This is a genomic window from Acaryochloris sp. IP29b_bin.137 (assembly GCF_028285745.1).
Classification (GTDB): domain Bacteria; phylum Cyanobacteriota; class Cyanobacteriia; order Thermosynechococcales; family Thermosynechococcaceae; genus Acaryochloris.
The window spans coordinates 1-24873 of the sequence record NZ_JANQOP010000236.1 but is presented as its reverse complement, the minus strand read 5'-3'; the positions used below and the strand labels follow the sequence as shown (position 1 = coordinate 24873).

Sequence of the window (24873 nt, the reverse complement as noted above, 5' to 3'; positions counted from 1 at the left end):
TACCAATGGCAGCAACTATGAGTGGCAAAATCTCAAATAAGTTGAACGTAGCGGACTTGCTTATTCAGCACGCTAATGCCAAAAAAGAGGGTTGCTTAATCGTCTCCAATGGTGCGATTAATTGGCAATTTTATCTTGAGGAAAGTCAGCTAGTCTATGCAACTTACTCTGCTGACCCACTGGATCTACTAGATAACCATTTGCGGCGGCTCAGCCGCCAGGTTCCCGCTCTCAATAGTGAGGTGAGAACTCAGGTCAGGATCAATTTTAACAATGACTCAACCGACCAAATTTGCCCTGACTATCAGGCTATTTCTTGGCTGGTTAGGACTAACCAGTTAAAGCCAAATGAAGCAGCTACCTTGGTGGAAGGAATTATTGTTGAAATTCTAGAGTCTTATCTTTTATTAGCGGAAGGCACCTTTAAGTTTCTCCCTAAATCAGCCCATCTCCCTGTTTATTCTAAGCAATCGATTCCACCTCTATTGCAAAAATGCCAACGACGACTCAGCGCATGGCAATCATTGGGTGGAGAAATATGGTCCCCCCACCAACGTCTATATTTTTCAGAGAAAAGCCCGGGTGCTGCTAAATTATCCCCTAGCAAAGTGCAGCAACTGCAAAAAATTCTTCGAGGGTTTAGCTTTCGGCACTTAGGGGTACTGCTCAATCTAGATGAATTGCAGCTTGCCCAAAACCTAAACTCTCTTATTGTAGATAAGGTCATTCTGCTCCAGGATCCCCAGCCACCATTTAATCAATTACCCCGCTTTGCCACAAAGGTTACGAATCGTCCGGCTCCAAAGCAAGGCAATTCCAGTGGTGATGCTGCCCTAGGCACCATTGAGACTAGCAATATTGGCCAAAAACAATACACAATTGCTTGTGTGGATGATAGCCCAGCTATTCTGAATACGATTAATCGATATCTTCAAGATCAAAACGTTTCTGTGGTCATGATTAATGATCCGGTCAAAGCATTAATACAAATTATGCGGGCCAAGCCTGATCTCATCTTGTTAGATGTTGGCATGCCTTGGGTGGATGGTTATGAGCTTTGTCGGTTAATTCGTAAAAATTCCCAGTTCAAGCAAATTCCAGTGGTGATGGTTACTGGCAACACGGGCTTAATTGACCGAGCTAAGGCCAAGGTGGCGGGTGCAACCGACTATCTGACAAAACCGTTTACGCAGGCTGATCTGCAAAAAATGGTATTCCGCCATCTGACTTGATGGGTGCTTTGCAGATGGATTTCATACCAGAACAGGGCACTCTGAACATATCGGGTACGGCCTTAATTTTTGAGCTTACTTTTATTCGTTTTAGGAGCAACAACCAATGAGAACCGTTTTAGTCGTTGATGATGGTCCTGCTGAACTAGAGCTAATTTGTCGCTATTTGCGTGACGGAGGCTATGCCGTCATCAGTACAACGGACGCGAAGGATGCGTTAGAGAAAGCGGAATCCCAAAAACCTGACATTGTTGTGACGGATGTAGTCATGCCAGGGATGAGCGGCTTTGAACTGTGTCGCAGTTTGAAAAAGAATGAAGCGACCCAGCAAGTCCCAGTCGTCATTTGCACCTCCAAGAACCAGGATTTGGATAAGCTTTGGGGAAAGAAGCAGGGCGCAGATGCTTATGTCACTAAGCCCTTCACTCGCGAAGATTTGCTTCAGGCTGTTCAATCTGTAGGCTAAGCCATGACACTGCCCGTCCTAGACCTTCAATCCTCATCCTTACAGGAAGGGTTGGGTGATCCTTATCTTAAGTTGCGGCTGAGCGATCGCATCCCCGTTGCCCTGCCGATGGAGGCAGCCCGAGAGGTCATTGTAGTGCCTGTGGAGCAAGTAACCCCCATTCCCAATATGCCGACCTGTGTTCTGGGCTTATTAAACCAGCGAAGTCGGGTGTTTTGGGTCGTTGATCTATCGATTATGCTGGGTTACGCAGGATTTATGGCCAATACCCGGGAATATAACATTGCCATTCTCCAGGTGGGCCAAGTGCCTTTGGGTTTGGCCGTGCCAACGGTACAAGGGGTAACCCGTTTCCCCTCAGAAATAGTCCAATCTCCGATCGGTACCGTTGCGCCCAGTATTGCGCCCTATTTGCGAGGATGTCTACCCGAGGAGCGAGAAATTCTTTTGGTTTTAGATCCTAACGCAATTGTTAATGCTTCTGTATTGCAGCGTCAGTAACTGTCATGGGGAGGTGTGTTTGAAACATAGGTATACCATCATGTCTAAACCTGCGAAGACAAATTGACAGTGAATCTCCCCCTGGAGCAACCACTCAGACATTCACTTCCTTAAAAGTTCTTCAGAACGTGGGTCTTCTACACAAAATTATTCGTATTCAGAGAGGCACAATTCCCCATGCATATGCAAGATCATGCAGATGAAACAGCTATTAACAATAGCATTGGTGAACCGAATCAGCTCATTCCCCTCGATCCTGAGCTGATTTCCACGGGTTTAAACGAGTCCTACCCTCAAGATGGAGCTGAATCATCTAAGGCGGTGACGGCAATCTCAGCGAGTCCTGCACCCAGTGCTGAGCCTGTTCCAGAAGCCGCCACAGTTAAACCCCTCTTTCAACGCTTGAGCCTTAAAGCCAAGGCCACCACGCTAGCGATCATGATCGGGGTAGTACCCGTTGCTGCTATTGGCACAGCAGCCTATTTCTTCGCCAACCAATCGGTGTCGCAAAAGATTATTGCCAACAAGGAAGCGACCACCACCCAAATCTCAGCGAAGGTTGCCTCTTACATGCGGGAAAGATACGGTGACATTCAAATTATGTCTAGCTTAGACATCTTCACCGATCCTGGCTTGCGAGGGTCCACCACCAAACAGGCGAAACAAGCAGCATTAGACCAATTTGTGAAAGCCTACACGATCTATAACAGCATTGCCTTTTTCGATTTAAAAGGTAATGTCTTGGCCCAATCCTCTGGGAAAGACCTAGGGAATCACGGTGATCGAAGCTACTTCCAAGCAGCTGTTAAAACTGGCAAACCCTATATTTCCCAGCCCCTGCTGTCCAAATCTTCAGGCATTGTCTCGGTTTATACCGCCAATGTGGTTCGGAACAAAGCGACAGGCAAACCCATTGGCGTGGTCCGTGCCAGAATGCCCGTCACCTTCCTGGAAGATTTGCTCAAGGGAATTGAGAGCTACGAAAACGGCTACCTCGTTGATAAAGAGGGTAAGTTATTCGCGGGGTCCAATGCTGCTCAAAAGGCCATTCAGGAAGCAAACAAAACCGGTACACTGTTATCTGCAGACAATCGGTTCTCTTGGTACAAGGCGCTTAAAGATTCTTCGAAGCCTGAAGCCATAGTGACTGGCGATAAGCTAAATACAACGGTAGCTTTTGAGGCCCTCAATAACTCCGACGATCCCTTCTTGAAAAATTTACCAGAGCTAGGCTGGCATACGATTGTTGAAACAGACAAAAACATTGCTTTTAACGCAGTGAACCAGTTGGGATTAACCCTTGTTGCAGGTTCGCTCCTTGCTGCTGTGTTGATTAGTGCACTGGCTGTTGTGGTTGCTGAGCGCGCCACTCGCCCGATTATTGAATCTGCGGAAGCCGTTAACTTAATTGGTCAAGGGGACTTGGATGCCCGGGTGCAGGTAGCTGGTGAGGATGAGCTAGCGCAACTGGGTGGCAATATTAACCAAATGGCAGAGCAGATTCAGACGCTGATTTTGGAGCAAGACTATGCTGCTCAGCAAGAACTAGAGCGTCAGACTGATACTGCCGAACAACAGCGAAAGCAAAATGAGCAATTGCAAGCAGATTTGCTCAAGTTGTTGACCGACGTTGAAGCAGCATCGGATGGGGATTTAACCGTTCGAGCCAACGTGGACGCCAGTGAAATCGGCATTGTGGGTGACTTCTTTAACTCAATTATTGAGAACTTGCGGGATATTGTGGCCCGAGTGCAAGTCGCTGCAACTCAGGTGAACGACTCCGTGTCGACCAACAGTTCTTCCATTGTGGCCTTGGCAGATGAAGCCAATGTGCAGGCTGAACAAGTGGAGAAATCCCTCCAGTTTGTGGAAGACTTGACTCAAGCGGCCCAAGAAGTTGCTGTGAGTGCGCAACAAGCGGCTGAGATCGCCAAAACCGCCTCAGAAACGGCGGTAACGGGTGGATCGACCATGGATCAAACGGTGGCCAGTATTGACCAGCTCCGAGAAACCGTTGCCGAAACAGCTAAGAAAGTGAAACGGCTGGGTGAATCTTCACAGCAGATTTCCAAAGCAGTGTCTTTGATTAACCAAATTGCATTACAGACCAACCTCTTGGCCATTAACGCCAGTATTGAGGCGGCTCGGGCTGGAGAAGAAGGTCGTGGTTTCGCGGTGGTTGCAGAAGAAGTGGGTGCCCTGGCATCCCAGTCTGCTACAGCAACCAAAGAGATTGAGCAAATTGTTGAAACCATTCAGCTAGAAACGGCTGAGGTGGTCAACGCCATGGAAGTGGGTACCACCCAGGTGGTTGAAGGAACGCGCATGGTTCAAGATACCAAGCAAAGCCTGGGACAAATTGTGTCTGTGTCCCAACAGATTGCGGACTTGGTGCAAACCATTTCCGGGTCTACGGCATCGCAAACGGCTAAAGCTCAGATGTTGTCTAAGCTCGTCCAGAATGTGGCTAAGGTGTCAGAAAATACCTCCGCTTCTTCCCGCGAAGTGGCTGGATCCCTGCAAGAGACGGTGGAAATCGCCAAGCAGCTTCAAGCTTCCGTGAGTACCTTCAAAATTGGTAGCGAAGTCTAGTAAACAGTCTGAAACGCTGGTGGGAAGGAAGGTTAGCTATCTTCAACCCCTTTCCACCAGCCATGAGACAGCAAGCAGCAGAATATTTACTCAGTCTTGATATCGGATTCAGGCTGATTGCCGAGTTAATAATTGGTACTGAGAGATAAACCATGTCCCACGACAGTGAACAGGAAGTTCGCCTACAGTTTCTGGAAGAAGCCTTTGAACACTGCAATCAAATTGAATCGGGCCTTCTGGGGATAGGCACCAGTGGTGTTGATCGACAGCAAATAGATGGCGTTTTGAGAGCGGCCCACTCTGTTAAGGGGGGAGCCGCTTTAATGGGCTTTCATCATTTGAGTCATCTGGCGCACCGACTTGAGGATTTTTTCAAAGTTCTTAAAATCGGCAAGGTTGAGGTGGATGGCGAAACCGAAAGCCTGTTGCTAACGGGCATGGATTTTATGCGTCAGGTGGCAACCCTTAATCAGCAGGGAGAGGAGGTTGATGAGCACTGGCTAGAAACCCAGGCCAACCCAGTCCTAGAACAGCTCCATGATTTACTGGGTGACCCCCAGCCTGAGGATGAGGCTTCACTGCTCTCTACTGAGGTGGGTGAAGACATGAGCGTCGTCCTGTTTGAGTCTGAGGTAGAAGAGTGCTTGCTGCGTTTGGAAGAGCAGCTTGCCAGTCAGGAGGCAGCCGTCGTCGTTGCAGAATTTGATACCACCCTAGAAGAGTTGGGTGGTTTGGGCGAAATGCTGGATATGGCAGCCTTTCATGGGTTATGCCAGTCGACGATGCAATATCTAAAGGCAACGGATGATCCAGATCAGCAAATGAAAATTGCTGAAGTGGGATTGCAAGAACTGCGGCGATCGCAAGCCATGGTTCTTGTCGGGCAAAAAGATGCCATCCCGAATGCCTTGGATGTCAGCGGCCTCGATATTGCCCCGGCTATGGACCAGGCGGTTACCGCAATGCCTGATCAGGTCATCGAGGAAGCGGACCCGTTTGCAGGGGTTGAACTCTCTCTTGAACCGCTGGACTTGGGAGTGGCAGATTCGGAAGACGCAGATTTATTGGCAGGTGTTGATTTAGCCGTTGAGCCTCAGGATCTGGAGGCGGTGGCTTTTGATCCACCGACGCCCGAAATTCCTGACGCGGTAGAACCCACCTTAGCCTCTGCCGCAGATTTAGATGTTTTTGCGGACGTGGATTTAGCAGGTGTTGCGGAAGAGATTGAAGCATTAGCTCCTGCAGAAATTGCTCAGCCGCCAGAAACGGTTGCCAGCCCTGCAACCCATGATGAATTAGTCGAGAATTTAGAGTGGTCTGAATCGTTTGCGGCGGACGCTGCCGATCTCATTTCTTCCCTAGACTCAACTGCAACTGACCCACCTATCAGTCCCCCTGTGGATACACCACAGCCTGCTGTAGCTGCTGCTGCCAAGCACCGCCCCGCCCGCAAGCGAGCCTCCACAAGAGCTACAGCCAAACCCCAAGCAGCGAGTGATGCGGCTGCACCTGAGTCAGCGGATACCACCATTCGGGTTCCCGTTAGTAAGCTCAATCAGCTCAATGAGTTATTTGGGGAGCTGATTATTGAACGAAATGGTTTGCAAATGCAGATAAAGCAATTGCGGGACCTGACTGAGCTGTTGCGAACCCGGGTTCGCACCCTTGATAAATCCAATGCCCAATTGCGAGCCGCCTACGACAAAATTTCGGTGCAGGAGGTCTCAACCCAAGCGACCCCATTGATGGCTGTTCCCGCAGGAGTCGGCGGTCCGACCCATGGATCTCCCCCACCCAGCAACTATAGCAGTCCCCATCTTGATAGTGATTTTGACTTACTGGAAATGGATCGCTACAGCGAGATGCACCTGCTGTCGCAGGAATTGATGGAAGCTGCAGTTCAGATCCAAGAGGTCACTGGAGATATCAATACCAGCTTGGGAGAAGCTGAACAAACCACGCGAGGTTTAACCCGAACCTCAAAGTTGATCCAAACGAATATGACGCAGGTAAGAATGCGTCCTGTGTCTGAGTTGCTCAGTCGATTCCCACGCGTGCTGCGAGATTTGAGTTTGCGGTTTGGCAAACAGGTTGAACTCAAAATTGTGGGGGGTTCGACATTGGTCGACCGATCAATCTTGGAAGCATTGAACGATCCACTCATTCATTTGATCCGTAATTCCTTTGATCACGGGATTGAAAAACCAGACGCGAGAATCGCCGCTGGTAAATCACCCAAGGGCTTAATTGAAATTCGGGCGACGTATCGAGGCAACCAAACTCAAATTACGATTAAGGACGATGGGGGTGGCATCAACCTCGATAAGATCAAAAACCGAGCCCTAGAAATGGGATTGGACGCCGAAGACTTACGAAATGCCAGCACCAGCGACTTACTCGATTTAATTTTTGAGCCTGGATTTAGTACCGCCTCTGAGGTGACTGACCTCTCAGGTCGCGGGGTAGGTATGGATGTCGTGCGCACGAATTTGCAGAAAATTCGCGGGTCGATTGCGGTAGATACGGAAGAAGGGGTAGGGACCACGTTTACTATTTCCGTCCCCTTTACCCTGTCAGTCATTCGGGTTCTCTTGGTCGAAGTCGCCAATATGATGTTGGCTTTCCCCACAGATGTCGTCGAAGAAATGATGTTGCTGCAGTCTGAGGATGTATTGGATAGTGCAGGCGCTGAAGTCCTCAATTGGGATGGGGAAATGGTGCCTTTGGTACGCCTCAGCCAATGGCTGCAATTGCCTCGGATCGCTAAATTACCCGATACTGAGGAAACACCTAGTATTAATGCCTCCACGGTATTAATGGTGGCCGATGGCAATGAGCTATTTGCCCTCCAGGTGGATCGCTATTGGAGTGAACAGGAAGTTACGATTCGCCAAGCTGAAGGGAATATTGCGATGCCTGAAGGATTTGCAGGCTGTACGATTTTAGGGGATGGTCGAGTGATTCCGCTGATCGATGCCCTGAGTTTGCTGAACTGGATCAACGATCGCGATAACGATTTCACAGGAAGTTCAAGTGCGTTGACGGGCGCGTTACAGGGTGCTAGTCCGCCTCCTCTGGAGACTACGAATCAGCAACCGTTAGTGATGGTGGTGGATGATTCTGTGAATGTGCGCCGATTCTTGGCCCTGACCCTGGAGAAAGCAGGTTACCGAGTTGAACAGGCTAAGGATGGCCAAAATGCCTTAGAGAAATTAGAATCAGGTCTACCCATTCAAGCCGTTATATGTGATATCGAAATGCCACGGATGGATGGCTACGGGTTCCTGGCCCATGTCAAGGCAAAACCTGACCTTAAGTCGATTCCGGTGGCCATGCTGACATCTCGGAGTGGAGATAAGCATCGTAAATTAGCGATGACCCTCGGTGCGTCTGCCTATTTCTCCAAGCCTTTTAGAGAGAAAGAGCTGCTGCAAACCCTGGAACAGTTTACCCAAGCAAAATGATGGTGAGTGATTAAACGCTATGGCTATTTTTTCATCGGTGCGATCGCAACGGGGTGCTAACCGCAATACGGAAGCCACGGAGCAACTCATTGCTTTTAAGCTGCGGGGTGAGTGGTTTGCCTTGCCTGTTGCAGTGGTACAAAAAGTCATTCCTATGGGAAAAGTGCATGGCGATCCCAACCATACGGGAATTAGCTTGACCCTCCACCAAGGTCAAGAAATTACCGTCGTCGATGTGGGACATCGAATTTTTAATGAAGAGGCCCAATTCTCACTCGATCATGCCACACCTATCCAGGAGCCCCAGAAAGGCCAAGCCTTACAAAGATGCCTAGTGCTGGTCCACACGCCTGAGGGTGGCGTGGTGGGTGTCCCCATTGATTCCCAACCTGCCATTCGACGGGCTGGCAAATCCCAATTTGCGCCGCTCCCCAGTTCCTATCTGGATCGGGGCAATATCCACTGTGTCAGCTCCATGATTGTGGATGATGGGGGACTGGAACCTTTGTTTCTGCTCGATCCGCAGCAACTCAGCTTAGTTTAGGGGGGTAAGGAGACCGTTGCTGCCGTTGCCAGGACTTCCTCCAACGCCTTGGCAATGATTTCTGGCCCAGCCTCAGGCCGACAGCCCTGCTCGGTTAAAGTTCGTTTCCAGGCTCGGCTCCCCGGTTGACCCGAGAACAATTGCAGCATATGGCGAGTAATGGCATGAGGCTTTAAGAGCCCTTTGGACTTCCATCTATCTAGATAGACCATCATGGCTTTCGCAACTTGTAGCCTGGAGGGGACCAGAGTCTTTCGCCCATAAAACTCACGATCAACAGTGGCAAAGAGATAAGGATTATCGTAAGCCGCCCGGCCAATCATCACCGCATCTACCGCCTGTAATTGCTCTTGCACCTGAAATAACTGGGTAAATCCGCCATTGATTTCAATCCAAAGATGGGGAAAGGCTTGCTTAAGTCGATGAACGTCCTTGTAGCGCAAAGGTGGAATATCGCGATTTTCCTTAGGGCTTAAGCCTTGGAGCCAGGCCTTACGGGCATGAACACTAAAAATTTGGCAGCCTGCAGCAGCAACGGTTTGGACGAAGTGGGCCATATCGTCGTAGAGATCGCACTCATCAATCCCAATCCGATGCTTCACGGATACCGGTAAATCGGTTGCCTGCCTCATGGCTTCCACGCAAGCAGCAACCCGCTCAGGTTTCGCCATCAAACAGGCACCAAAGTGCCCCTCCTGAACCCGGCTACTGGGACAACCGACGTTCAGGTTAATTTCGTCATATCCCCAATCGGTCGCGATTCGGGCACATTCAGCTAAATCTTGGGGATTATCTCCACCGACCTGCAGCACCAAGGGTTTTTCAATCGCAGAAAAGTCGAGGAGATGATGACGATCACCATTCAAAATAGCAGCACTGGTCACCATCTCTGTGTAGAGCAACGTCTGTTGAGTGATTTGTCGCATAAAATAGCGAAAATGCCGATCCGTGCGATCCATCATGGGCGCTACGCTAACGGGATATTGACGCTCTGAGGGAGATAAAAAAGCCATCTTTATGGGGCGGATGCACCCTCCATTAGTTGCACAACGCCATCAGGCTTTAAGATTAGCCGAACTTGAGTCGTTTGAGAGGGTTGTAAAGGCGCAATAAACGGTTGGTTGACCGCAGGCAACGGCACTTGATCCAAGTATTGAGCTGCCACTGAATCTAACGGTTTGACTTGCTGGAGGGAGCCATTGGGATTCAAGGTGAGCTGATATTTTAAGGGCTGGGTCAGCCCTAAGGGGGCCTGCCAGCGTGGGCTCAGGTATTGACGAATATTTTGAAGATGAGCCGTTTGAGGCCTAACGTAGGCGGACTCAGCCACGCTCTCGGGCGCTTGCTGGCCGAGCGGATCGACCGAGCGTTGTGGGATGCTGCGACCATTGAAGCGATCTGCTTCTTGTAATTCGGATGCGGTAATGCTGCTGTCAGCAGTCGGTTTGGGGGCAGGTTCTGCTGCAGGTCGAGGAGGTGGGGCTGCCGCTGGGCGAGGACTAGAGGTCCGTTTCTGTGAAACCTCAGCACCAGTGGAGGGAGCAACTGCGACGGGTTCCCGTAACCGTTTATTTGCACTCTGATCATTTGGCTGCTGATTCCCTAAGCGTTGATCCGCCAATGCCTTGTCTTTCTGAGGTGGGGGAGCCGGTCGGTTGTTGAGGGTTTCGTTTTCTATTTGCGGTTTGGAAGGGATAGATGAGGGGATCGTTTCTGGTCGAGGGGCACTCGCCACAATCGGTGGAGAGGGTTGCTTGAGTTTCGCTGGGGCTTCTGGATCACGTCGCTTGGACTCAGCTGCAGGAGTAGATCTAAGCCCAGGCGTGTTAGAGGGTTGTGAAAGGGAGGGGTGGGGCGTGGTGTTGCCCTTGGGAGCTGAAGCAAGTCCCTTAGCTGAGGGGCGGGAAGGCGTATCGACATCACTGGGGTCTGTAGAAGTGACTCGTTCGCGTTGGTCTGCTGGGTTCTGGCGGGTCAGCTGGAGAGTGGCAGTTGAAACCCCCAACATCAATACAATAACTGCTGCACTGCTTGCCCATACGGGTATTGCGGGTCGTTGGCTAGGCGTGGAGAGGGGGAGCACCTCTAACTCAGCCGTACAATCATCTAAAGCTGAGACTAAATCAAATAATTGAGTTGCTTTTAGGGAAACGGTTTGATGCTCGGCATTCGTTGATAAGGATCCCAGTACCAGGTCATGGGTGACCAAACTTCGAGGGCGAAGGTAAAGTTGTGAGGGCGTCGTGTCAGCTTTAGATGCAGGAGTTGTGTCCGCAGCAGTCATTTCAATAGCGGGATTGCCCGAAGCAGTGGTTAGGGATTGTCCCAACCGTTCCTGCACATAGTGGGTCACCGTCTCCGAGAGAAGTTGCAGTTGTTGATGATTTCCTCGAATCTCCAACGGCTCTTGATTTTGCCCAGGCAACTCCCGAAAACTCAGCAAAAAATTCACAGATTTCAGAATAGGTCGACCGGCCCACCGGGATAACGGTGAGGTTTGAGCCGTAATCTCTAGACTGCAACTGAGAGGGTGATATTGTCGGGAAATTGAAGGCATACGCTAAGACTGGGTGACCGCCCAGGATCCATCCATGGACATCGACTGGTAACTGGGGGAATTGCTTATTCTGTTGGATGATTGGCGCGATCGAGCAAAGCCATCCATAACCGCCGTGGGCCTTGGCTGTTGCTATAGAATAGCAAATCTATTAGTAACTTTAAGGCCAAATCCGATAGGGCATCGGTTGATAGGGCATCTTCTGCCATTCGATCTTGGTAGGTATTGGTGAAGTTATCGAGATAATCGCCTAGCTGGGCCACATGATGCGGCTGACGCTGCGTCTCGGCAAGGTCTTCCAATCGCTCAACCGCTTCTCGGATGGTGGCTTGATGTTGCTGCGCCAGGTGGCAACTGATCATCACCAATGACCGGGCTTCTTCAATATCTAATTTCTTCCGTCCCCCTGTTCCTCGTCGCAAGGGATTAGACTGCCGCAATCGCCACAGAGCCACTCTATCGCCAACAACGGCTTGCAGGTTCAGATCAGCAGCAGCTTGCAAAACGGCTTCAGAACCAATACCGACTAGCGCTTCCAGCGCCAAAAGAACCAGGTCTAGCTGAGCTTTTATATTATCAAGCTGGGAACGACTCGGTTGGGTTGGGCCTGAAAGGGGGAAGGATACAACCTTGTCCGGATCGGTTGTCGTGGAGTGAAGGGGAATATCCATAACCGCAGCAGTGCCAAACCTCTAGGCGGAAGAAAGCAACCCCGTTTCCTGTAAGAATTGCTGAGCGACGGTGCGAGGTTCTTGGCGATTGCCACTCACCTCGTAATTGAGGCGACGCATCGTGTCATCGGTCAGCTGGGGTGCTAGAGCATTGAGTGCGCTTTTGATATTAGTATAGGTCTCCAGTACAGGTTGACGAACGACGGGTGCGACTTGATAGGGGGGGAATAGGCCCTGATCATCTTCTAGCACAACCAAATTTAGGGCATTAATTTCTCCATCGGTACCAAAACCAACGACAACATCTGCCTGATCTGAGGTCAAAGCCTGATAACGTAAGCCTGAATCAGTTGCAATGTAGGCTTTAAGCTTAAAGTCTCCATAGGCCGATTTCAACCCTGGCAATCCATCTTCCCTCGCTTCAAATTCCGGCGGACCAATCATGCGCAATTTGCTCGCTTGGTTGACCAAGTCAGAGATCGTTTTCAATTGGTACTGTTTTGCTGTTTTAGCCGTGACCACCAATGCTTGGGTATTGTTCATGGGGGCTGGATTGAGCCATACCAAGTTGTAGTCTTCCTCATAGGCTGAGGCGACAGTATCAAACACTTGTTGAGGATCCCCGTTACCGGGTTGCTTCAAAATGGTCAGTAAAGCTGTCCCCGTATATTCCGGATAGAGGTCAATGTCTCCTTTTAATAAGCCTGCCTGGGCAATGGGTGTCCCACCTAAATTAAATTTTCGTTCGACGGGCAGACCTTGGGCTTCCAAGAGTTGTGCATAGAGCTCACCCAAAATAAACTGCTCTGTAAAATCTTTGGATCCGACCCGAATCACATTGGTGGTGGGCCGATCACCACTACCGACTTGGCAAGCAACCACGGTAAAACAAGCCACTAGAGCGATCGCAACGAAGGATACCAACCGCCCCCAAAACGTTCGAGAAAATTTGACCAACTGAGAGATAACCCTTTACCTTTAACCAACCTGTGTAGCTATTATTTCACTTTCCGTCTGGAAGACAAGCCTGGATCAGCGAACATGGGACCGCAGCCCTGATCGAGAACGTTAGTTACGCTTGCGGCGGATCAGTTCTTCATCGAGCTGATTTTTGAGGGTTTTATTTCTCCGCACTTCTTCAGTGATGGCGTTAAAGTCAGTTAAGGTTAAACCGTGACGACGAATAATTTCGGCGGACTCGTTGAAGAAGCGATCGCAAATATTGTTCACCGGGACAACTAAATCAGACTGCTTACAAACATTTTTAGGTAGCGTGCCTCCCATAATTTGCTGGACCTGCTGGTAAGACTGCAATCTCAGCGGCTCCATTTGCAAAATAGCCTCTGCATAATTACCCAATAACTTTTTATAGTTGGATCGATTCTGAGCCATTGCAGTTGAGGCCCAAGTGAGCATTGTCCCTCCCCCAGAGAGACTGGGTACCCAACCACTCCACCAACTACAGGCTGTTAAGAGCAACACCCAACCCAAACGAGTGTTGACGAGAGGTTTGATCATGGATGTTGGCCGTGTAAACGTTGACATGAACCCTAATAATTCCAACAAGCTTGGATTGAGTGTCGGTATAACCATCTTGAATCATTTTTTACTGGGGAAGTTCCAACTTTGATGGAATTGCTAATTTCTGGCGTGCACGATGGGTGGATCGTCACCTTTTCTAGGCTTCTCGCCCTAAGGGGCTTCTGGATCGCGTTGGCAGAGTTGGCTCATTTCCACCACGTGAGTCATCAAGGTCGAACGGGCCTCCTCCCCTTGCTTCAGGGCAACTTCTAGATCTAGCAGGCAAGCCAAAACTTGGCGTAATTGCCAGCCGCTCACATCTTGGACGTCCTGTCTGAGAAAATAGATTCGTTTTGGGTTCCCGATCTCAGCAACCCGTGCGATCTCCCGATCATCTGGTTCACCCGACACCACCATCAGTTTGACCCATAGCCAGGTGCGAAATTGCCGCGTGAGCGTCGCCACAATTTTCAAGCTCGGTTCATTTAACGTCAATAGCGCGGCCACTAACCCCAGCGCTTGATCTGTCTGTCCCTGGCGAATCGTCTCAGCTAACTGCAAACTGCTCTGGGTGGAGGAAGAGACCAATTGTTGGACCACATCAATACCGAGCCGTTGGTTTGATCCAGTGAGTGATAGAGCGTAAAGCTTTAACTTCTCTAGCTCTCCATAGAGACGGCGAGTATCATTACCTACGGCATCTGCCAGATGTTCACCCGCTGCCCGCGTTAAATGCACCTCCAGATCGTGGGCGGCCTGCTTGACCATCTGCACGATCTGGGCTGTTTTCCAGGGGGGGATTAGGGCAAACTCGGTGACCTGGGCCTCTTTTTGCAGCAGCTTTGTCAGCTTGCTCCGACCGTCGGGTTTAGTCGTTTGAGTCAATAATAGGTGGGAACAGGAGGGCAAAGCCGAAAGCGTTCGTTCAAATTCTGGCAGCAGATCAGCAGTTGCGCCTATTAGGGGGTTAAGCAGCCATACTAGGCGATCGCCCAAACCAAACGGCGGTGTCATGGCTTGATTGAGACCTTGAATGACTTGTGCTAGACCTTCTGGGCCTGGAGAGATATCTACTTTGTCCAGATTGAAACTACGCCAATCTGGGTCTAAGACTTGTTGCTGCAGCGATTGAACCGCTTTTGACAAGCGATAGGTGTCCTCTCCCCAGTATAGGTAAACGGGCATAGTCGCTGTAGTCCAACAATACGCAGGATAAGGGTGGCTGAGAACGTGCTATTTCCTTCCACTTTGAAATGAGCATACCCTTTATCAATATCCTGCAGGACCCTCCTCAGCAATCTTTGCAAATAGCTGAGCTGGAATCACAGTAGAGTAGGGTATTGCGTTTTGATGTCCTAGAGACATGACCCTTCATCTTCACCCCATTCTGCGGCAGAGCTTTGCCACCATTGATCGAGAAATTGGGGCTCACCATTTTTCAGATGACCAGTACCAGGTTGTGCGTCGTGTTATCCACAGTACGGCTGATTTCGAGTTTTTAACGCTCTTGCGCTTTAGTGCAGAGGTTATTTCGACCGCAACTGCCGCACTAGCAGCTGGTATTCCTATCGTCACAGATGTGCAGATGGTCTCCATGGGGATTCAAACTGTGGTTCAACAAACCTTTCAGAATCCCGTGATTACTGCGGTTGAAGCCGGCCAGTCTCCCCTCCCAGGCCAAACTCGAACGGCGGCTGGAATGCTTCACTGTACTCAAGCTTATCCAGAGGCAGTATATGTGGTTGGCAATGCCCCGACGGCATTATTAGCGCTCTGCCAACAACTGACAGTAGCCGCTCAATCTCCGCCTTTGATTATTGGGGTGCCAGTGGGTTTTATTGGTGTTCTGGAGGCTAAAGAGGCCCTAGCCACATCGGGACTCCCTCACATCCGCACCGAAGGAAGGAAAGGAGGGTCGCCTGTTGCAGCCGCTATTGTCAATGCGTTGTTAACGCTGGCATGGCAACAAAGGACCGTCCACTAATGGTTTCTATTCACGTGGTTGGCATTGGGCTTTCGGGCCGAGACGGGTTGACAACAGCCTTGCACACCCTAATTGATCAAGCCACTGCTTTAGTGGGGAGTGAACGCCACCTCGGTTACTTTCCTGCATACCCAGGGGAGCGAATTGTACTAACTGATTTTTCTCAGGGGTTGCAGACCCTGCAAGACCATTTAGCGCAATGCCCTGAACCCCTGGTCGTGGTCTTGACCTCAGGCGATCCACTATTTTTTGGGTTTGGGCGGCTACTCCTGCAAACGTTCAAGCCGGAACAACTCTCTTTTCATCCGTACCTCAGTTCTGTACAACTTGCCTTTAATCGTCTCAAGGTGCCCTGGCAAGATGCGGAGGTGATTAGTGTTCATGGTCGCTCCCTCACGCCTCTTATTGAGGCATGGCAAAAAGGAATCGACAAAATTGCGATCCTTACGGATCCCAAACATACCCCCGCTGCGATCGCGCAATTATTCCTCAGTTTAAATATCCCCATCCAATATGAATTTTGGGTCTGTGAAAATCTAGAAGGCGAAAATGAGCGCATTCAAAAATTTAATCCTCAGCAACTTCTCGATCGTCAATTTTCGACCTTAAACGTTGTTATTTTGCTTCGCCAAGCCCACAAGGCTCTAGCGACATCCGATCCAGAATCTGCACCGGTGATTGGGCTACCGGATCAGGGTTTTTATACATTTGTTGACCGCCCTGGATTAATGACCAAACGAGAAATTAGAATCCTCGTATTAGCCGAATTACAACTCCAGAAGCACCAAGTGGTATGGGATATTGGTTCCGGTACGGGTTCCGTTGCAATAGAAATTGCCCGAACGGTTCCAAGTTCGCAGATCTATGCTGTAGAAAAAACTGAATTAGGTACTCAACTGATCCATCAAAACTGTGAACTTTTTTCGGTGAACAATGTCCATATCATTCAGGGGCAAGCACCGGATGCTTTACACAATTTGCCAACCCCTCATCGCATCTTTATTGGAGGAAGCGGAGGGCGTCTGAATGAAATTCTAAATTATTGCGAAACACGACTGACTCCCCAGGGTGTCATCGTTTTGAGCCTGGCAACGCTTGAAAATTTTCATATTATCGGGAACTGGTTTAATCAACGGAACTGGACATTAGAATACCTACAGGTCCAGTTAGCACGTTCTGTCCCAGTTGCATCTCTTACAAGGTTGAATCCATTCAACCCAGTGATGCTGGTTAAAGCCAACAGAAACCCTAACTAACGGGTAGATAGAGTTTCTGTTTAGTTAAGATGCTATTCCAGAGACAAGCACAGAATTTGAGTTCTCTTAAGACTCAGAAAATGGTGCCCCGTAGAGCATTGGGATATATCCACGATGAGGTCTTACCAAATTGTTATAAGTCTTCATCTGCATCTACCTGAATCAGGTGAATGTGTTTATAGCCTAGCTTAATCGAAAACTCATCTCCTGGCTTTAAACCCATGGCCTGAGTATAGGTTGACCCAATAACGATTTGGCCATTTTTATGGACACTGACGCGATAAGTGGGTTCACGGCCACGTCCATCTTTGGACCCATCTGGATTCAGATCGATTCCTCTCGCTTCAATCACAGCGTTGAGAAATTCGCCGAGGTTGACACGGGTTTGATTATTCTTTGTGATCGAGAAATATCCGCATCGTTTGGCTTTTTCACGGCGGGACAAGTGCTGAAGTTCTTTAACTTTTTGCAAGAGTGCTTTGCCGGTCAAAGGCGTCGTTTCGGTGTCAGTTGCCATCTACAAAAATATCCTTGCAATCAACATATAGAGAAATGGAAGCATTTCTACTTGAGGGAGATCTCTAAAGCTGGATGAATTAAATCCCAACAATCAGACCATATTTAAACTATTGCAATTGTAGCAAAAAGAAAACGATTTGCTTTCTAAATATTATTCTAACGGTTTCTTTTTGGTTAGCAACTAATTTTTATCGATGGAAGTAGAGAGATATGATCTGAGTCTCCAATTTTAAGGAGAGAGGTTTGACTGATCCCATAGGGCAAAAGGTTTGATAAAGCGCTACTTTTAGATTAGAGAAAGTCATCAATGTGAACTACAATATTTGTCTTCCTCTATATTGTTCCAAGACAGAATGAACAAGCGAATGTTTACACCCGGTATTACTGGCCGATCATCCGTTGTTCATGATAGTAATAGGCCTATATCAATATCCTAATCCCTTGACTCTAGGTAATCTTTCTTCAAAATCCCAATAAAACTCGGTAAATAAACAAAAAAATTTACTTTCATTCCTGCCCCTAGACTTGAAATCATGCGAGTTCTGTTCAAAATCACCCGTCAACAGCGTCACAGTAGCACTCGAGTTCAAACCTATGAGTTAGATGTTGATCCGAGCACCACTATTTTGGATTGCCTGAATCAGATCAAATGGCATCAGGATGGTTCCCTTGCCTTTCGAAAAAATTGTCGAAACACCATTTGTGGCAGTTGTAGCATGCGCATTAATCATCGAGCGGCATTGGCCTGTCAACAAAATGTGAAAGCAGAATTGGAACATTTTCATCACGCGGTTGTTGGGAGGAATCCTCTGTCGACAGAGGAGGATCAGGACATTATCCCTGTCATTGAAGTTGCTCCGATGGATAATTTCCCGGTTATCAAAGACCTGGTAGTGGACATGGATCGATTTTGGCAAAACTTAGATCAAGTTGAGCCCTATGTCAGTTCAGCAGGTCGGCAGCTGCCTGAAAGAGAGTTTTTGCAATCTCCAGCAGATAGACGCAAGCTGGATCAGACGGGGAATTGCATTCTCTGTGGGGCTTGCTATTCTGACTGTAATGCCCTCTCAACAAATGCCACTTTTGTGGGTCCCCATGCCTTGGCTAAAGCCCATCGGCTGTTAGCAGATACGCGAGATCAAGCGACGGAGCACCGTCTAGACCACTATAACCAGGATATCCAAGGGGTGTGGGGATGCACCCGTTGTTTCAATTGCAATACCGTCTGTCCGATGGGGGTGGCGCCGCTCGATCAAATTAGCAACATCAAATCCCAGGTCCTTGCCCATCCCCCGTTACCTGCCAGTCGACCCCTTCGCCATCGTCGAGTCTTAGTTGATTTAGTCCAAAAAGGGGGATGGATAGATGAGCGAAAATTTGGCCTGAGAGTCGTGGGCAACAATTTCAAGGATGTCCCAGGGCTATTCAGTCTGATCCCTTTAGCAGGGCGAATGCTCAAACGGAGAAAACTACCCATGACCTTTGATGCATCAACTGGTACGACCGAAGTGAGATCGCTGATTGATGCCGTTAAACGACTGAAGTCCGCAGGGGATGCGCCTCACACTTCTACGGCAGACACTGATTAACCGCGCTTGTGCGATCGCAGATTAATTCCGTTAAGATGCTGAAGTCCCCTTCCACTTTGTCTATGAGTTCTTCATCACCCACTCCCCCTGCCCCTGAGCCGACCCCCTCGCCAGACCTAGAGGCTCCTCCGGAACCTGCGTTTGGGTGGACGGATTATGCAGAACGGATGAATGGCCGCTTTGCCATGGTGGGTTTTATAGTCTTGCTCTTACTGGAATTAGTGACCCGCCAAGATTTCTTTACTTGGGTGGGGTTGCGCTAACGATCACAAGCGGCGCTCTAGAGCGCCGCTTGTAGTGCAGGGCACGGCAATATCTGCCCCGGAATTGAACTAACTACCCCGCTTAGGCAGCAGCTAGATTCTGAGCAGCAAAATCCCAATTCACCAAACTAGATAAGAAGGTATCAATATACCCAGGACGGCTATTTTGAAAATCTAGATAGTAGGCATGTTCCCATACATCCATGGTAAGTAAGGGAGTTTGACCATGAACCAACGGATTTTCAGCATTGGGGGTCTTGGTAACCTTAAGCGTGCCATTATCCAACACGAGCCAAGCCCATCCACTGCCAAACTGGGTCCCCCCTGCTTCTTTGAAGGCAGCCTTAAAGTTATCGTAGTTGCCAAAATCGGTATTAATTTTGGCAGCCAAAGCACCTCCGGGGAGACCACCCCCACCCGGCTTCATTGAATTCCAATAAAAGCTGTGATTCCAAGCTTGTGCAGCGTTGTTAAAAAGTCCAGCTTTTGCCGGATCACCGTAAGCAGACTTGATCACGTCCTCAATAGACATGTTATCCATGGGGGTGTCTTTGGTCATACCATTGCACTTCGTCACATAAGCGGCATGGTGTTTGTCATGGTGAAATTCTAGGGTCCGTGCAGAAATATGTGGATCCAACGCGTTGTAGTCGTAGGGCAGATCGGGTAGTTGGTAAACCATGCAGTTCAATCCTCTCTTGACAATGGGCATAAATGGGTCAAGGCATGCACATAGCGATCATGCTTTGACCCATCCAATTGAGCAATATTCGGTTAGCAGCAACCGAAAAACTTGTGTTCTTTAAAAGATCGCCAAATTATCCTATCACTCATCCTTAATCTTCTGTATCCATCTTAGGGTGAGGATAAGCAGACGAGGGGTAAGCCAAATTTAAGGTCGAATACCAGGCGACTTCATTTACCCCTTAGGCATTGAATAAAAGCCAAGAGAATGGCGTCAGGCAGCCCACAATCTACCAGCAGGAATTAAGCAGCCTTTTTAAGAGCGGTATTTTTATTTCCCCATAAAAAGGGCTGTTGGCGCACTTGGTCAATCAGTCGGCGGATGGTGAAGTTACTCAATACTGTAAACGGCCCCACCATAATTAACGACTTCACCTCAGCTCTGGAAATCTTGATATTCCCACCCGATTTAAGCATGGCGGTAGACCCTGTGATATCGCGCAAGGTGGCATAGGCAAACACCAGGGGCAAGATGCAAAACAGTCGAATCGGAATGGCCGCCCGAGGGACTTCCATCAAATATTGGGCGGCTTTATCCAAATCAGTCCAAGCCAGTTCGACCAAGGATTTGATCGCTGCATGATTCTGGGGCAGAAACTCAGGATCCAATAGCGTCGCATGGCTGCTGCCATGGGTTTCTAAAGCATCTTGGGGAATATAAATAGAGTTTTCATGTTCGGCATCCCAAGCAATATCTTTGAGGATATTAACGGTTTGCAAGCCTTCACCAAAGGCAGCACAGGTTTGCCGCAGCGTATGGTAGGTGGCAAAATCAACGCTCGGAGAATGTTCGAACCATAGGTCCGTAAGCAAATAACCAACGGTACCCGCAACGTAGTAGCAATATTCTTGATATTCTTCTAAAGTCTTAATCCGAATGCCCTGAGCATGTAATTGGACAAACTTTTGCATTCCTTGGACCATTTCTGTAATCCAATGTTGCAACGTCTGTTGTGATTTGGCGGGCAAGCTTCGAAACAGCGCAAAAACAAGGTGAGTATTTTCGACGAGATATAGATGCGCTTTTTCCCCTTCTAATCCCCCTATGGCTTGAGGGAAAGCATCTGCACAACTTGGCTCATCAAAGCAGACTAGGAATTTATCCAACAGTCTGATCTTGGATTCTACCGTAGCCACAGGATCATCTTCAATCGTGTCGGCTATCCGTGCAAGCAGGTAACCACACAGGACGGCGCGTCCTAAGTTGCCCGGTAAAAACCGAATACTTAAGGCAAAGGTGCGAGAGACTTGTGGCAAAATCTCTTGGCAAAAGCGTTCAACTTGCCGATGATCAGTGGGAGACTCCAGGGCCATTTGTACCATAATCGTTCACTCCTGCTCTATACCAAAACTCAAAATGCAAATCACACCACAGCCACAGAGGTCTTTAAGGACAGAACATCCCATTGCCGAATGAGTATGTATACCTGTCTCCGAGTGAACATAGCATACGGAACTCTCAAATTACAGAAGTAGTGTGAGAGTTTTATATCTGTCCTCTCAATCGTGAAGGGCTGAAATAGTAGCCCATTCAGACTGTTTTGATGTCGCAACTGGAGACGAATGGCCATGTCACCTCAATTTGATCTCGTTTTTGTGCCCCGAGGGGCAGAGCATCGATCGGTATGTAAGGGCTTACAATCGGCAGGGTTTAGTACTGCAATGGTTGTGCCCATTCCCATAGGTCCCCAGGGGGTGACCCAGTTTCTCCCATCGTGGCTTCAGCAGTCCCATGGGCAGACCTCATCCAATGCCTTGTTAATGGGGTTGGGCGGAAGTCTGACCGATCAGTTGTCCATCGGTGATGTGGTGATTTGTCAGACTTGTGTTGACGGTACTCAAGTGCTAGACGTTCCAATCTCTTGTGATGCACAAATCCTCCTGAGTCTATCCCAACGACTCGCGGAGACCGTGATACCGGTCACGGGGGTGAGTTGCGATCGCATCATCCATACTGCCACCGAAAAGCGACAGCTGGCCCAGACGCATCAAGCAGACGTCGTGGATATGGAAGGATTTTCCTTGCTATCTGGTTTACAATCTACGCCCATATCCATGGGGATCGTGCGGGTGATTAGCGATGATGTCCACCATGATTTGCCCGACTTAAATGCAGCGATTAGCCCTAATGGCGATTTGCAAATGTTGCCCATGGCAATGGGAATGCTGCGTCAACCCTTGCCTGCCCTTCGACTGATTCAAGGGTCACTGAAAGGACTGAAACAGTTGGAAAAAGTCACGACTCAGCTATTTAAGCCCTAAGGGTTCAAGACATCACAGAGCTGCTAAAACGGGATCATGAATACTCCCATTGCTCACCACAACCCCTTGGTTATTGACTAGTTTTGCCCCGAGAGAAAAGTCGAGGGACTTGCCAGCAATATCCGTCACGCGGCCTCCAGCTTCCTCGACTAAAATAACGCCCGCTGCATGATCCCAGATCTTCTCACGATAGTCAGGGGTTTTGGGAGAAGGGAGTCGCAAATAGAGGGCGGCTTGACCCGCAGCAACGGCCATATATTTGGCTTGGCTATCCATTCTTAGGGAGTCTTGGGTAATGCCTGCGGCTTTAGCAACGGCGGCTTGGCGAGACTGATCTCCATGGCCAGATTCCACGCTTTCCACAAATCGGAGATTGTCAGACTGATCGGCAGAGACCACTTGAATCGATTGTGGGGCTCCACCCGCCAGGGGTGCTAAGGTTGCGCCTTCTCCCCGGACGGCAACCCCCATCAATCCGGTTTGCCCCTCTGTAAACGAAAGGGCTGGACAGCCCAAAACCCCCACTTTAATTTCACCATTCTCGATTAGAGCGAGGGCGATCGCGTATTGATCCCCACGTAAAAACCCTTTGGTGCCGTCAATGGGATCTAGGGTCCAGTACCGCGATCCCACCTGACCATTGCCGTGGTCAATCCAGCTCATCACTTGTTCAGGATTGGCCTCGGGAACGATGGCTTGCACATACTGGGTGACCTGAGCCAAGCGCTCAGCCATTTCAGGGGTCCGCAATTCTGCCGCATCCTCTTCCCCCACCACGGGGTCTTGAGGAAAGGCGATGGACAGTGCCCGACAAATCAAAGCTTGAGCACCAAAGTCTGCGACGGTGACGGGGCTTTTATCCTTCTTTTCAATGGCTTCTGGGACAATTTCGCGCCGAACTTGTTCGCAAAGCTGTGCTGCCGCCTGTACAGCTTGGATGGCGATATTTTTCTCGGATTCGTAGGGCATGATTGTGGAGCCTTAACAAAGTAATGTCTACCATAGCCGATTCCAAAGGGTGAAGCCAATCAATTTGGCGACCAGGGCTCGGCCCAGGTGGAAACGCTTTTAAGGAGAGGCGGAATATCGTAGAAATCGGGCGGAAACTCGAGTTGGGTTTCCCGCAGTCCCAGATAACCAGATTCTTGAAACGCTAACAAGACTCGTTTCAGGGCCAGCCAAACGTCTATTTCATATTCCCAATCCCCATAGCGCGGCGCATGACCCGCGATGGCCCGCAATGCCCAAAAATAGCTATTGCGAACGACGGACCCGCCCTTTTTAAATTTAGGTAGATCCTCGTTGTGAAGAATGATCAGATCTTGGTCGAGCCGTGCTCGCATACCTTGGTGTTTGCCTTGCTAAGCGTCGGAGCGCTTGGCCTCGATTAGGCGAGAGAAATAAAAGCTGGTTTTAGTCATGGCTTTGCGCTCGATGGTCCAGCCTTGCGATCGCAAAATATCACAAATATCAAACTCTCGATGTAGATAGGCGCGAGTGGTTTTGCTTGGCCCCGGGAAGAAACTACCAATTTTCTTCAGTAGCATATAGCCAATGGTCCAGGGGGCAAAGCTGAGGATCAGCCGAGATTTAGCCAGGGAAGCCAAGTGATTGATCATTTCTGGCACTTTTTGGTCGGGATAATGAATCAAAACATCCAGGCAAACGACGGTATCGTAGCTACCGGATAAGGCTTCTAAATCCTGCACTGAAAAGGTGGGATTTTGGTCCTGGCCCAGCTGTTGTTTGGCCCGGACTTGAGCCTCTTCCACCATTTTTTGGGAAATATCGCTAGCCGAGACCTGAATGCCCATTTCTGCAAGGGGGATGCTTAAACTGCCGACGCCGCAGCCCGCATCACAAAAGGATTGCCCCGATAAATCTCCATCAGCCTTCAGCCAAGAGAGCAGTGTATCGACCGTTTGTTGATGGCCAATACGGATGTCCTTTTGGACTTTATTGACATCACCGTCGCCATAAATCCGTCGCCAACGGTCAAAGCCAACGGTATTGAAATAATCTTGAACAACGGCTTTATCGTCGGTGGTAGTCATGGATATCTTCGGATTTGAGGTCTCAACCCCCCATGGTTACAGAAAACGGTACCTGCCGGGGGAGATTGTTGCAAGATGGATTATCTTCGCTTGGCCCTGCGCTTGTTATACAGTCGGCAAACGACGGGACTCGGATCGCCCTTTTCAAAGGGGATGACTGTGCCATCGGCCTGGATGCGAATCTGATCGCGGCAATTATAGGTCTCTCGGGGTTGTCTGGCCCCATCAATCGTAACAATGGCTCGATACTCCCAGTAGTTCTTAGCGCTGCGATTAAGCGAGGCTTCACAAATGCGGCGCCCTTGGATATTTCGACAAATGGCCGCTTCAGCAGGGCTGGGTAAACTGAATAGCACCATCCCTCCGATTAAGGCTGCGATTAGGCTCTTCCGCAGTACGGCATTGATAGAGAAGAAAGGGATTAACATCTGTGGCAAAGAGAATTGTGAGGTCATCAGCAAAAACTCAACCCAAGTATTGATTTCTATCTTGACTTGTATCACAGACCATAACCAGATTGGCTTAACCTAAACTTACGCTCAATATTTTGTCAACTGTCCCTCGTTCTAACGGATTCTGGGGTCTATTAGAATTCAAGCCTATTGAGGGTTTTGAGAATCTACATCTCCTTTCACTGTAGAGTCATTGGGCACT

Annotated in this window: 24 protein-coding genes; 11 read left to right on the top strand and 13 right to left on the bottom strand. The window is 49.2% G+C overall.

Going from position 1 to position 24873, the window contains the following annotated elements; translation table 11 throughout:
- Window positions 1–5: 5 nt before the first annotated feature.
- The 6 genes from Q0991_RS16805 to Q0991_RS16780 all read left to right on the top strand — a co-directional run bounded on the left by Q0991_RS16805 (window position 6) and on the right by Q0991_RS16780 (window position 8799).
- Window positions 6–1232: a response regulator gene (locus tag Q0991_RS16805; protein ID WP_299490372.1), complete on the top strand. Its 1227-nt coding sequence runs from the start codon at window positions 6–8 to the stop codon at window positions 1230–1232.
- 106 nt (window positions 1233–1338) lie between these two features.
- Window positions 1339–1698 carry a response regulator gene (locus Q0991_RS16800; RefSeq protein ID WP_299490370.1) on the top strand — a complete coding sequence of 120 codons (360 nt, stop codon included), beginning with the start codon at window positions 1339–1341 and terminating at the stop codon, window positions 1696–1698.
- A gap of 3 nt (window positions 1699–1701) precedes the next feature.
- Entirely contained in the window at window positions 1702–2199 is a 498-nt protein-coding gene (locus Q0991_RS16795) for a chemotaxis protein CheW (protein ID WP_299490368.1), read from the top strand.
- A 177-nt stretch (window positions 2200–2376) separates the two neighbouring features.
- Window positions 2377–4791, top strand: a complete 2415-nt coding sequence (locus Q0991_RS16790) for a methyl-accepting chemotaxis protein (RefSeq protein WP_299490366.1) — start codon at window positions 2377–2379, stop codon at window positions 4789–4791.
- 152 nt (window positions 4792–4943) lie between these two features.
- Window positions 4944–8255, top strand: a complete 3312-nt coding sequence (locus tag Q0991_RS16785; RefSeq protein ID WP_299490364.1) for a response regulator — start codon at window positions 4944–4946, stop codon at window positions 8253–8255.
- Between the two features lie 19 nt (window positions 8256–8274).
- Complete coding sequence (locus tag Q0991_RS16780; RefSeq protein ID WP_299490362.1) at window positions 8275–8799, top strand: chemotaxis protein CheW; 525 nt, start codon at window positions 8275–8277, stop codon at window positions 8797–8799.
- On the opposite strand, the gene dusA is transcribed toward Q0991_RS16780, so the two are convergent.
- The 6 genes from dusA to holA form a co-directional block, all read right to left on the bottom strand.
- Window positions 8796–9812, bottom strand: coding sequence for a tRNA dihydrouridine(20/20a) synthase DusA (dusA, locus tag Q0991_RS16775; protein ID WP_299490358.1), 1017 nt, complete (start codon window positions 9810–9812; stop codon window positions 8796–8798). The two genes, Q0991_RS16780 and dusA, sit on opposite strands and share 4 nt — an antisense overlap.
- 2 nt (window positions 9813–9814) lie before the next feature.
- The gene (locus tag Q0991_RS16770) at window positions 9815–11356 is read right to left on the bottom strand and encodes a DUF4335 domain-containing protein (RefSeq protein ID WP_299490356.1); all 1542 of its coding nucleotides are present in this window, start codon (window positions 11354–11356) and stop codon (window positions 9815–9817) included.
- A 65-nt stretch (window positions 11357–11421) separates the two neighbouring features.
- Entirely contained in the window at window positions 11422–12027 is a 606-nt protein-coding gene (locus tag Q0991_RS16765) for a DUF3038 domain-containing protein (protein ID WP_299490354.1), read from the bottom strand.
- A 21-nt stretch (window positions 12028–12048) separates the two neighbouring features.
- On the bottom strand, window positions 12049–12984 hold the full coding sequence (locus Q0991_RS16760) for a glycine betaine ABC transporter substrate-binding protein (protein WP_299490351.1): 936 nt from the start codon (window positions 12982–12984) through the stop codon (window positions 12049–12051).
- Window positions 12985–13095: 111 nt separating this feature from the next.
- On the bottom strand, window positions 13096–13545 hold the full coding sequence (locus tag Q0991_RS16755; protein WP_299490349.1) for a DUF4168 domain-containing protein: 450 nt from the start codon (window positions 13543–13545) through the stop codon (window positions 13096–13098).
- Window positions 13546–13719: 174 nt separating this feature from the next.
- On the bottom strand, window positions 13720–14733 hold the full coding sequence (gene holA, locus Q0991_RS16750) for a DNA polymerase III subunit delta (protein WP_299490346.1): 1014 nt from the start codon (window positions 14731–14733) through the stop codon (window positions 13720–13722).
- Window positions 14734–14911: 178 nt separating this feature from the next.
- Between holA and Q0991_RS16745 the strand changes: the two genes are divergently transcribed.
- Together Q0991_RS16745 and cbiE are read left to right on the top strand one after the other, a co-directional pair.
- Window positions 14912–15532 (top strand): cobalt-precorrin-8X methylmutase, encoded by a 621-nt coding sequence (locus tag Q0991_RS16745; RefSeq protein WP_299490344.1) that lies wholly within the window; start codon window positions 14912–14914, stop codon window positions 15530–15532.
- Entirely contained in the window at window positions 15532–16788 is a 1257-nt protein-coding gene (cbiE, locus tag Q0991_RS16740; RefSeq protein WP_299490342.1) for a precorrin-6y C5,15-methyltransferase (decarboxylating) subunit CbiE, read from the top strand. The genes Q0991_RS16745 and cbiE overlap by 1 nt, the downstream gene beginning before the upstream one ends.
- A gap of 133 nt (window positions 16789–16921) precedes the next feature.
- Here cbiE and Q0991_RS16735 read toward each other — a convergent pair whose 3' ends face one another.
- On the bottom strand, window positions 16922–17305 hold the full coding sequence (locus tag Q0991_RS16735; protein WP_299490340.1) for an AbrB family transcriptional regulator: 384 nt from the start codon (window positions 17303–17305) through the stop codon (window positions 16922–16924).
- Window positions 17306–17840: 535 nt separating this feature from the next.
- On the opposite strand from Q0991_RS16735, the gene Q0991_RS16730 reads away from it, so the two are divergent.
- Entirely contained in the window at window positions 17841–18896 is a 1056-nt protein-coding gene (locus tag Q0991_RS16730; RefSeq protein ID WP_299490338.1) for a succinate dehydrogenase/fumarate reductase iron-sulfur subunit, read from the top strand.
- 62 nt (window positions 18897–18958) lie between these two features.
- Complete coding sequence (locus Q0991_RS16725) at window positions 18959–19159, top strand: chlorophyll a/b-binding protein (RefSeq protein WP_299490337.1); 201 nt, start codon at window positions 18959–18961, stop codon at window positions 19157–19159.
- A gap of 82 nt (window positions 19160–19241) precedes the next feature.
- Here Q0991_RS16725 and Q0991_RS16720 read toward each other — a convergent pair whose 3' ends face one another.
- Together Q0991_RS16720 and Q0991_RS16715 are read right to left on the bottom strand one after the other, a co-directional pair.
- Window positions 19242–19841, bottom strand: coding sequence for a superoxide dismutase (locus tag Q0991_RS16720; RefSeq protein WP_299490336.1), 600 nt, complete (start codon window positions 19839–19841; stop codon window positions 19242–19244).
- A 305-nt stretch (window positions 19842–20146) separates the two neighbouring features.
- Window positions 20147–21226 (bottom strand): phytoene/squalene synthase family protein, encoded by a 1080-nt coding sequence (locus tag Q0991_RS16715; RefSeq protein ID WP_299490335.1) that lies wholly within the window; start codon window positions 21224–21226, stop codon window positions 20147–20149.
- A gap of 246 nt (window positions 21227–21472) precedes the next feature.
- On the opposite strand from Q0991_RS16715, the gene Q0991_RS16710 reads away from it, so the two are divergent.
- Window positions 21473–22165, top strand: a complete 693-nt coding sequence (locus Q0991_RS16710) for a hypothetical protein (protein WP_299490334.1) — start codon at window positions 21473–21475, stop codon at window positions 22163–22165.
- Between the two features lie 12 nt (window positions 22166–22177).
- Here the strand turns inward: Q0991_RS16710 and Q0991_RS16705 are convergent, their stop codons facing one another.
- The 4 genes from Q0991_RS16705 to Q0991_RS16690 form a co-directional block, all read right to left on the bottom strand.
- Window positions 22178–23134 carry a 3'(2'),5'-bisphosphate nucleotidase gene (locus Q0991_RS16705; RefSeq protein WP_299490333.1) on the bottom strand — a complete coding sequence of 319 codons (957 nt, stop codon included), beginning with the start codon at window positions 23132–23134 and terminating at the stop codon, window positions 22178–22180.
- Between the two features lie 59 nt (window positions 23135–23193).
- On the bottom strand, window positions 23194–23508 hold the full coding sequence (locus tag Q0991_RS16700) for a hypothetical protein (protein ID WP_299490331.1): 315 nt from the start codon (window positions 23506–23508) through the stop codon (window positions 23194–23196).
- A gap of 18 nt (window positions 23509–23526) precedes the next feature.
- On the bottom strand, window positions 23527–24219 hold the full coding sequence (gene bchM / locus Q0991_RS16695; RefSeq protein ID WP_299490330.1) for a magnesium protoporphyrin IX methyltransferase: 693 nt from the start codon (window positions 24217–24219) through the stop codon (window positions 23527–23529).
- 80 nt (window positions 24220–24299) lie between these two features.
- Window positions 24300–24674, bottom strand: a complete 375-nt coding sequence (locus Q0991_RS16690) for a hypothetical protein (protein ID WP_299490329.1) — start codon at window positions 24672–24674, stop codon at window positions 24300–24302.
- Between the last annotated feature and the right edge of the window lie 199 nt (window positions 24675–24873).

Bases quoted from the DNA above. Each gene is read 5' to 3' on its own strand.
- Q0991_RS16720 (WP_299490336.1), bottom strand. From the start codon at position 19,841: ATGGTTTACCAACTACCCGATCTGCCCTACGACTACAACGCGTTGGAT.
- holA (WP_299490346.1), bottom strand. From the start codon at position 14,733: ATGCCCGTTTACCTATACTGGGGAGAGGACACCTATCGCTTGTCAAAA.
- Q0991_RS16715 (WP_299490335.1), bottom strand. From the start codon at position 21,226: ATGGTACAAATGGCCCTGGAGTCTCCCACTGATCATCGGCAAGTTGAA.
- Q0991_RS16690 (WP_299490329.1), bottom strand. From the start codon at position 24,674: ATGACCTCACAATTCTCTTTGCCACAGATGTTAATCCCTTTCTTCTCT.
- Q0991_RS16745 (WP_299490344.1), top strand. From the start codon at position 14,912: ATGACCCTTCATCTTCACCCCATTCTGCGGCAGAGCTTTGCCACCATT.
- Q0991_RS16780 (WP_299490362.1), top strand. From the start codon at position 8,275: ATGGCTATTTTTTCATCGGTGCGATCGCAACGGGGTGCTAACCGCAAT.
- dusA (WP_299490358.1), bottom strand. From the start codon at position 9,812: ATGGCTTTTTTATCTCCCTCAGAGCGTCAATATCCCGTTAGCGTAGCG.
- bchM (WP_299490330.1), bottom strand. From the start codon at position 24,219: ATGACTACCACCGACGATAAAGCCGTTGTTCAAGATTATTTCAATACC.
- Q0991_RS16755 (WP_299490349.1), bottom strand. From the start codon at position 13,545: ATGATCAAACCTCTCGTCAACACTCGTTTGGGTTGGGTGTTGCTCTTA.
- Q0991_RS16700 (WP_299490331.1), bottom strand. From the start codon at position 23,508: ATGCGAGCACGGCTCGACCAAGATCTGATCATTCTTCACAACGAGGAT.
- Q0991_RS16710 (WP_299490334.1), top strand. From the start codon at position 21,473: ATGTCACCTCAATTTGATCTCGTTTTTGTGCCCCGAGGGGCAGAGCAT.
- Q0991_RS16730 (WP_299490338.1), top strand. From the start codon at position 17,841: ATGCGAGTTCTGTTCAAAATCACCCGTCAACAGCGTCACAGTAGCACT.
- cbiE (WP_299490342.1), top strand. From the start codon at position 15,532: ATGGTTTCTATTCACGTGGTTGGCATTGGGCTTTCGGGCCGAGACGGG.
- Q0991_RS16725 (WP_299490337.1), top strand. From the start codon at position 18,959: ATGAGTTCTTCATCACCCACTCCCCCTGCCCCTGAGCCGACCCCCTCG.
- Q0991_RS16795 (WP_299490368.1), top strand. From the start codon at position 1,702: ATGACACTGCCCGTCCTAGACCTTCAATCCTCATCCTTACAGGAAGGG.
- Q0991_RS16790 (WP_299490366.1), top strand. From the start codon at position 2,377: ATGCATATGCAAGATCATGCAGATGAAACAGCTATTAACAATAGCATT.
- Q0991_RS16785 (WP_299490364.1), top strand. From the start codon at position 4,944: ATGTCCCACGACAGTGAACAGGAAGTTCGCCTACAGTTTCTGGAAGAA.
- Q0991_RS16735 (WP_299490340.1), bottom strand. From the start codon at position 17,305: ATGGCAACTGACACCGAAACGACGCCTTTGACCGGCAAAGCACTCTTG.
- Q0991_RS16705 (WP_299490333.1), bottom strand. From the start codon at position 23,134: ATGCCCTACGAATCCGAGAAAAATATCGCCATCCAAGCTGTACAGGCG.
- Q0991_RS16770 (WP_299490356.1), bottom strand. From the start codon at position 11,356: ATGCCTTCAATTTCCCGACAATATCACCCTCTCAGTTGCAGTCTAGAG.
- Q0991_RS16800 (WP_299490370.1), top strand. From the start codon at position 1,339: ATGAGAACCGTTTTAGTCGTTGATGATGGTCCTGCTGAACTAGAGCTA.
- Q0991_RS16765 (WP_299490354.1), bottom strand. From the start codon at position 12,027: ATGGATATTCCCCTTCACTCCACGACAACCGATCCGGACAAGGTTGTA.
- Q0991_RS16805 (WP_299490372.1), top strand. From the start codon at position 6: ATGGCAGCAACTATGAGTGGCAAAATCTCAAATAAGTTGAACGTAGCG.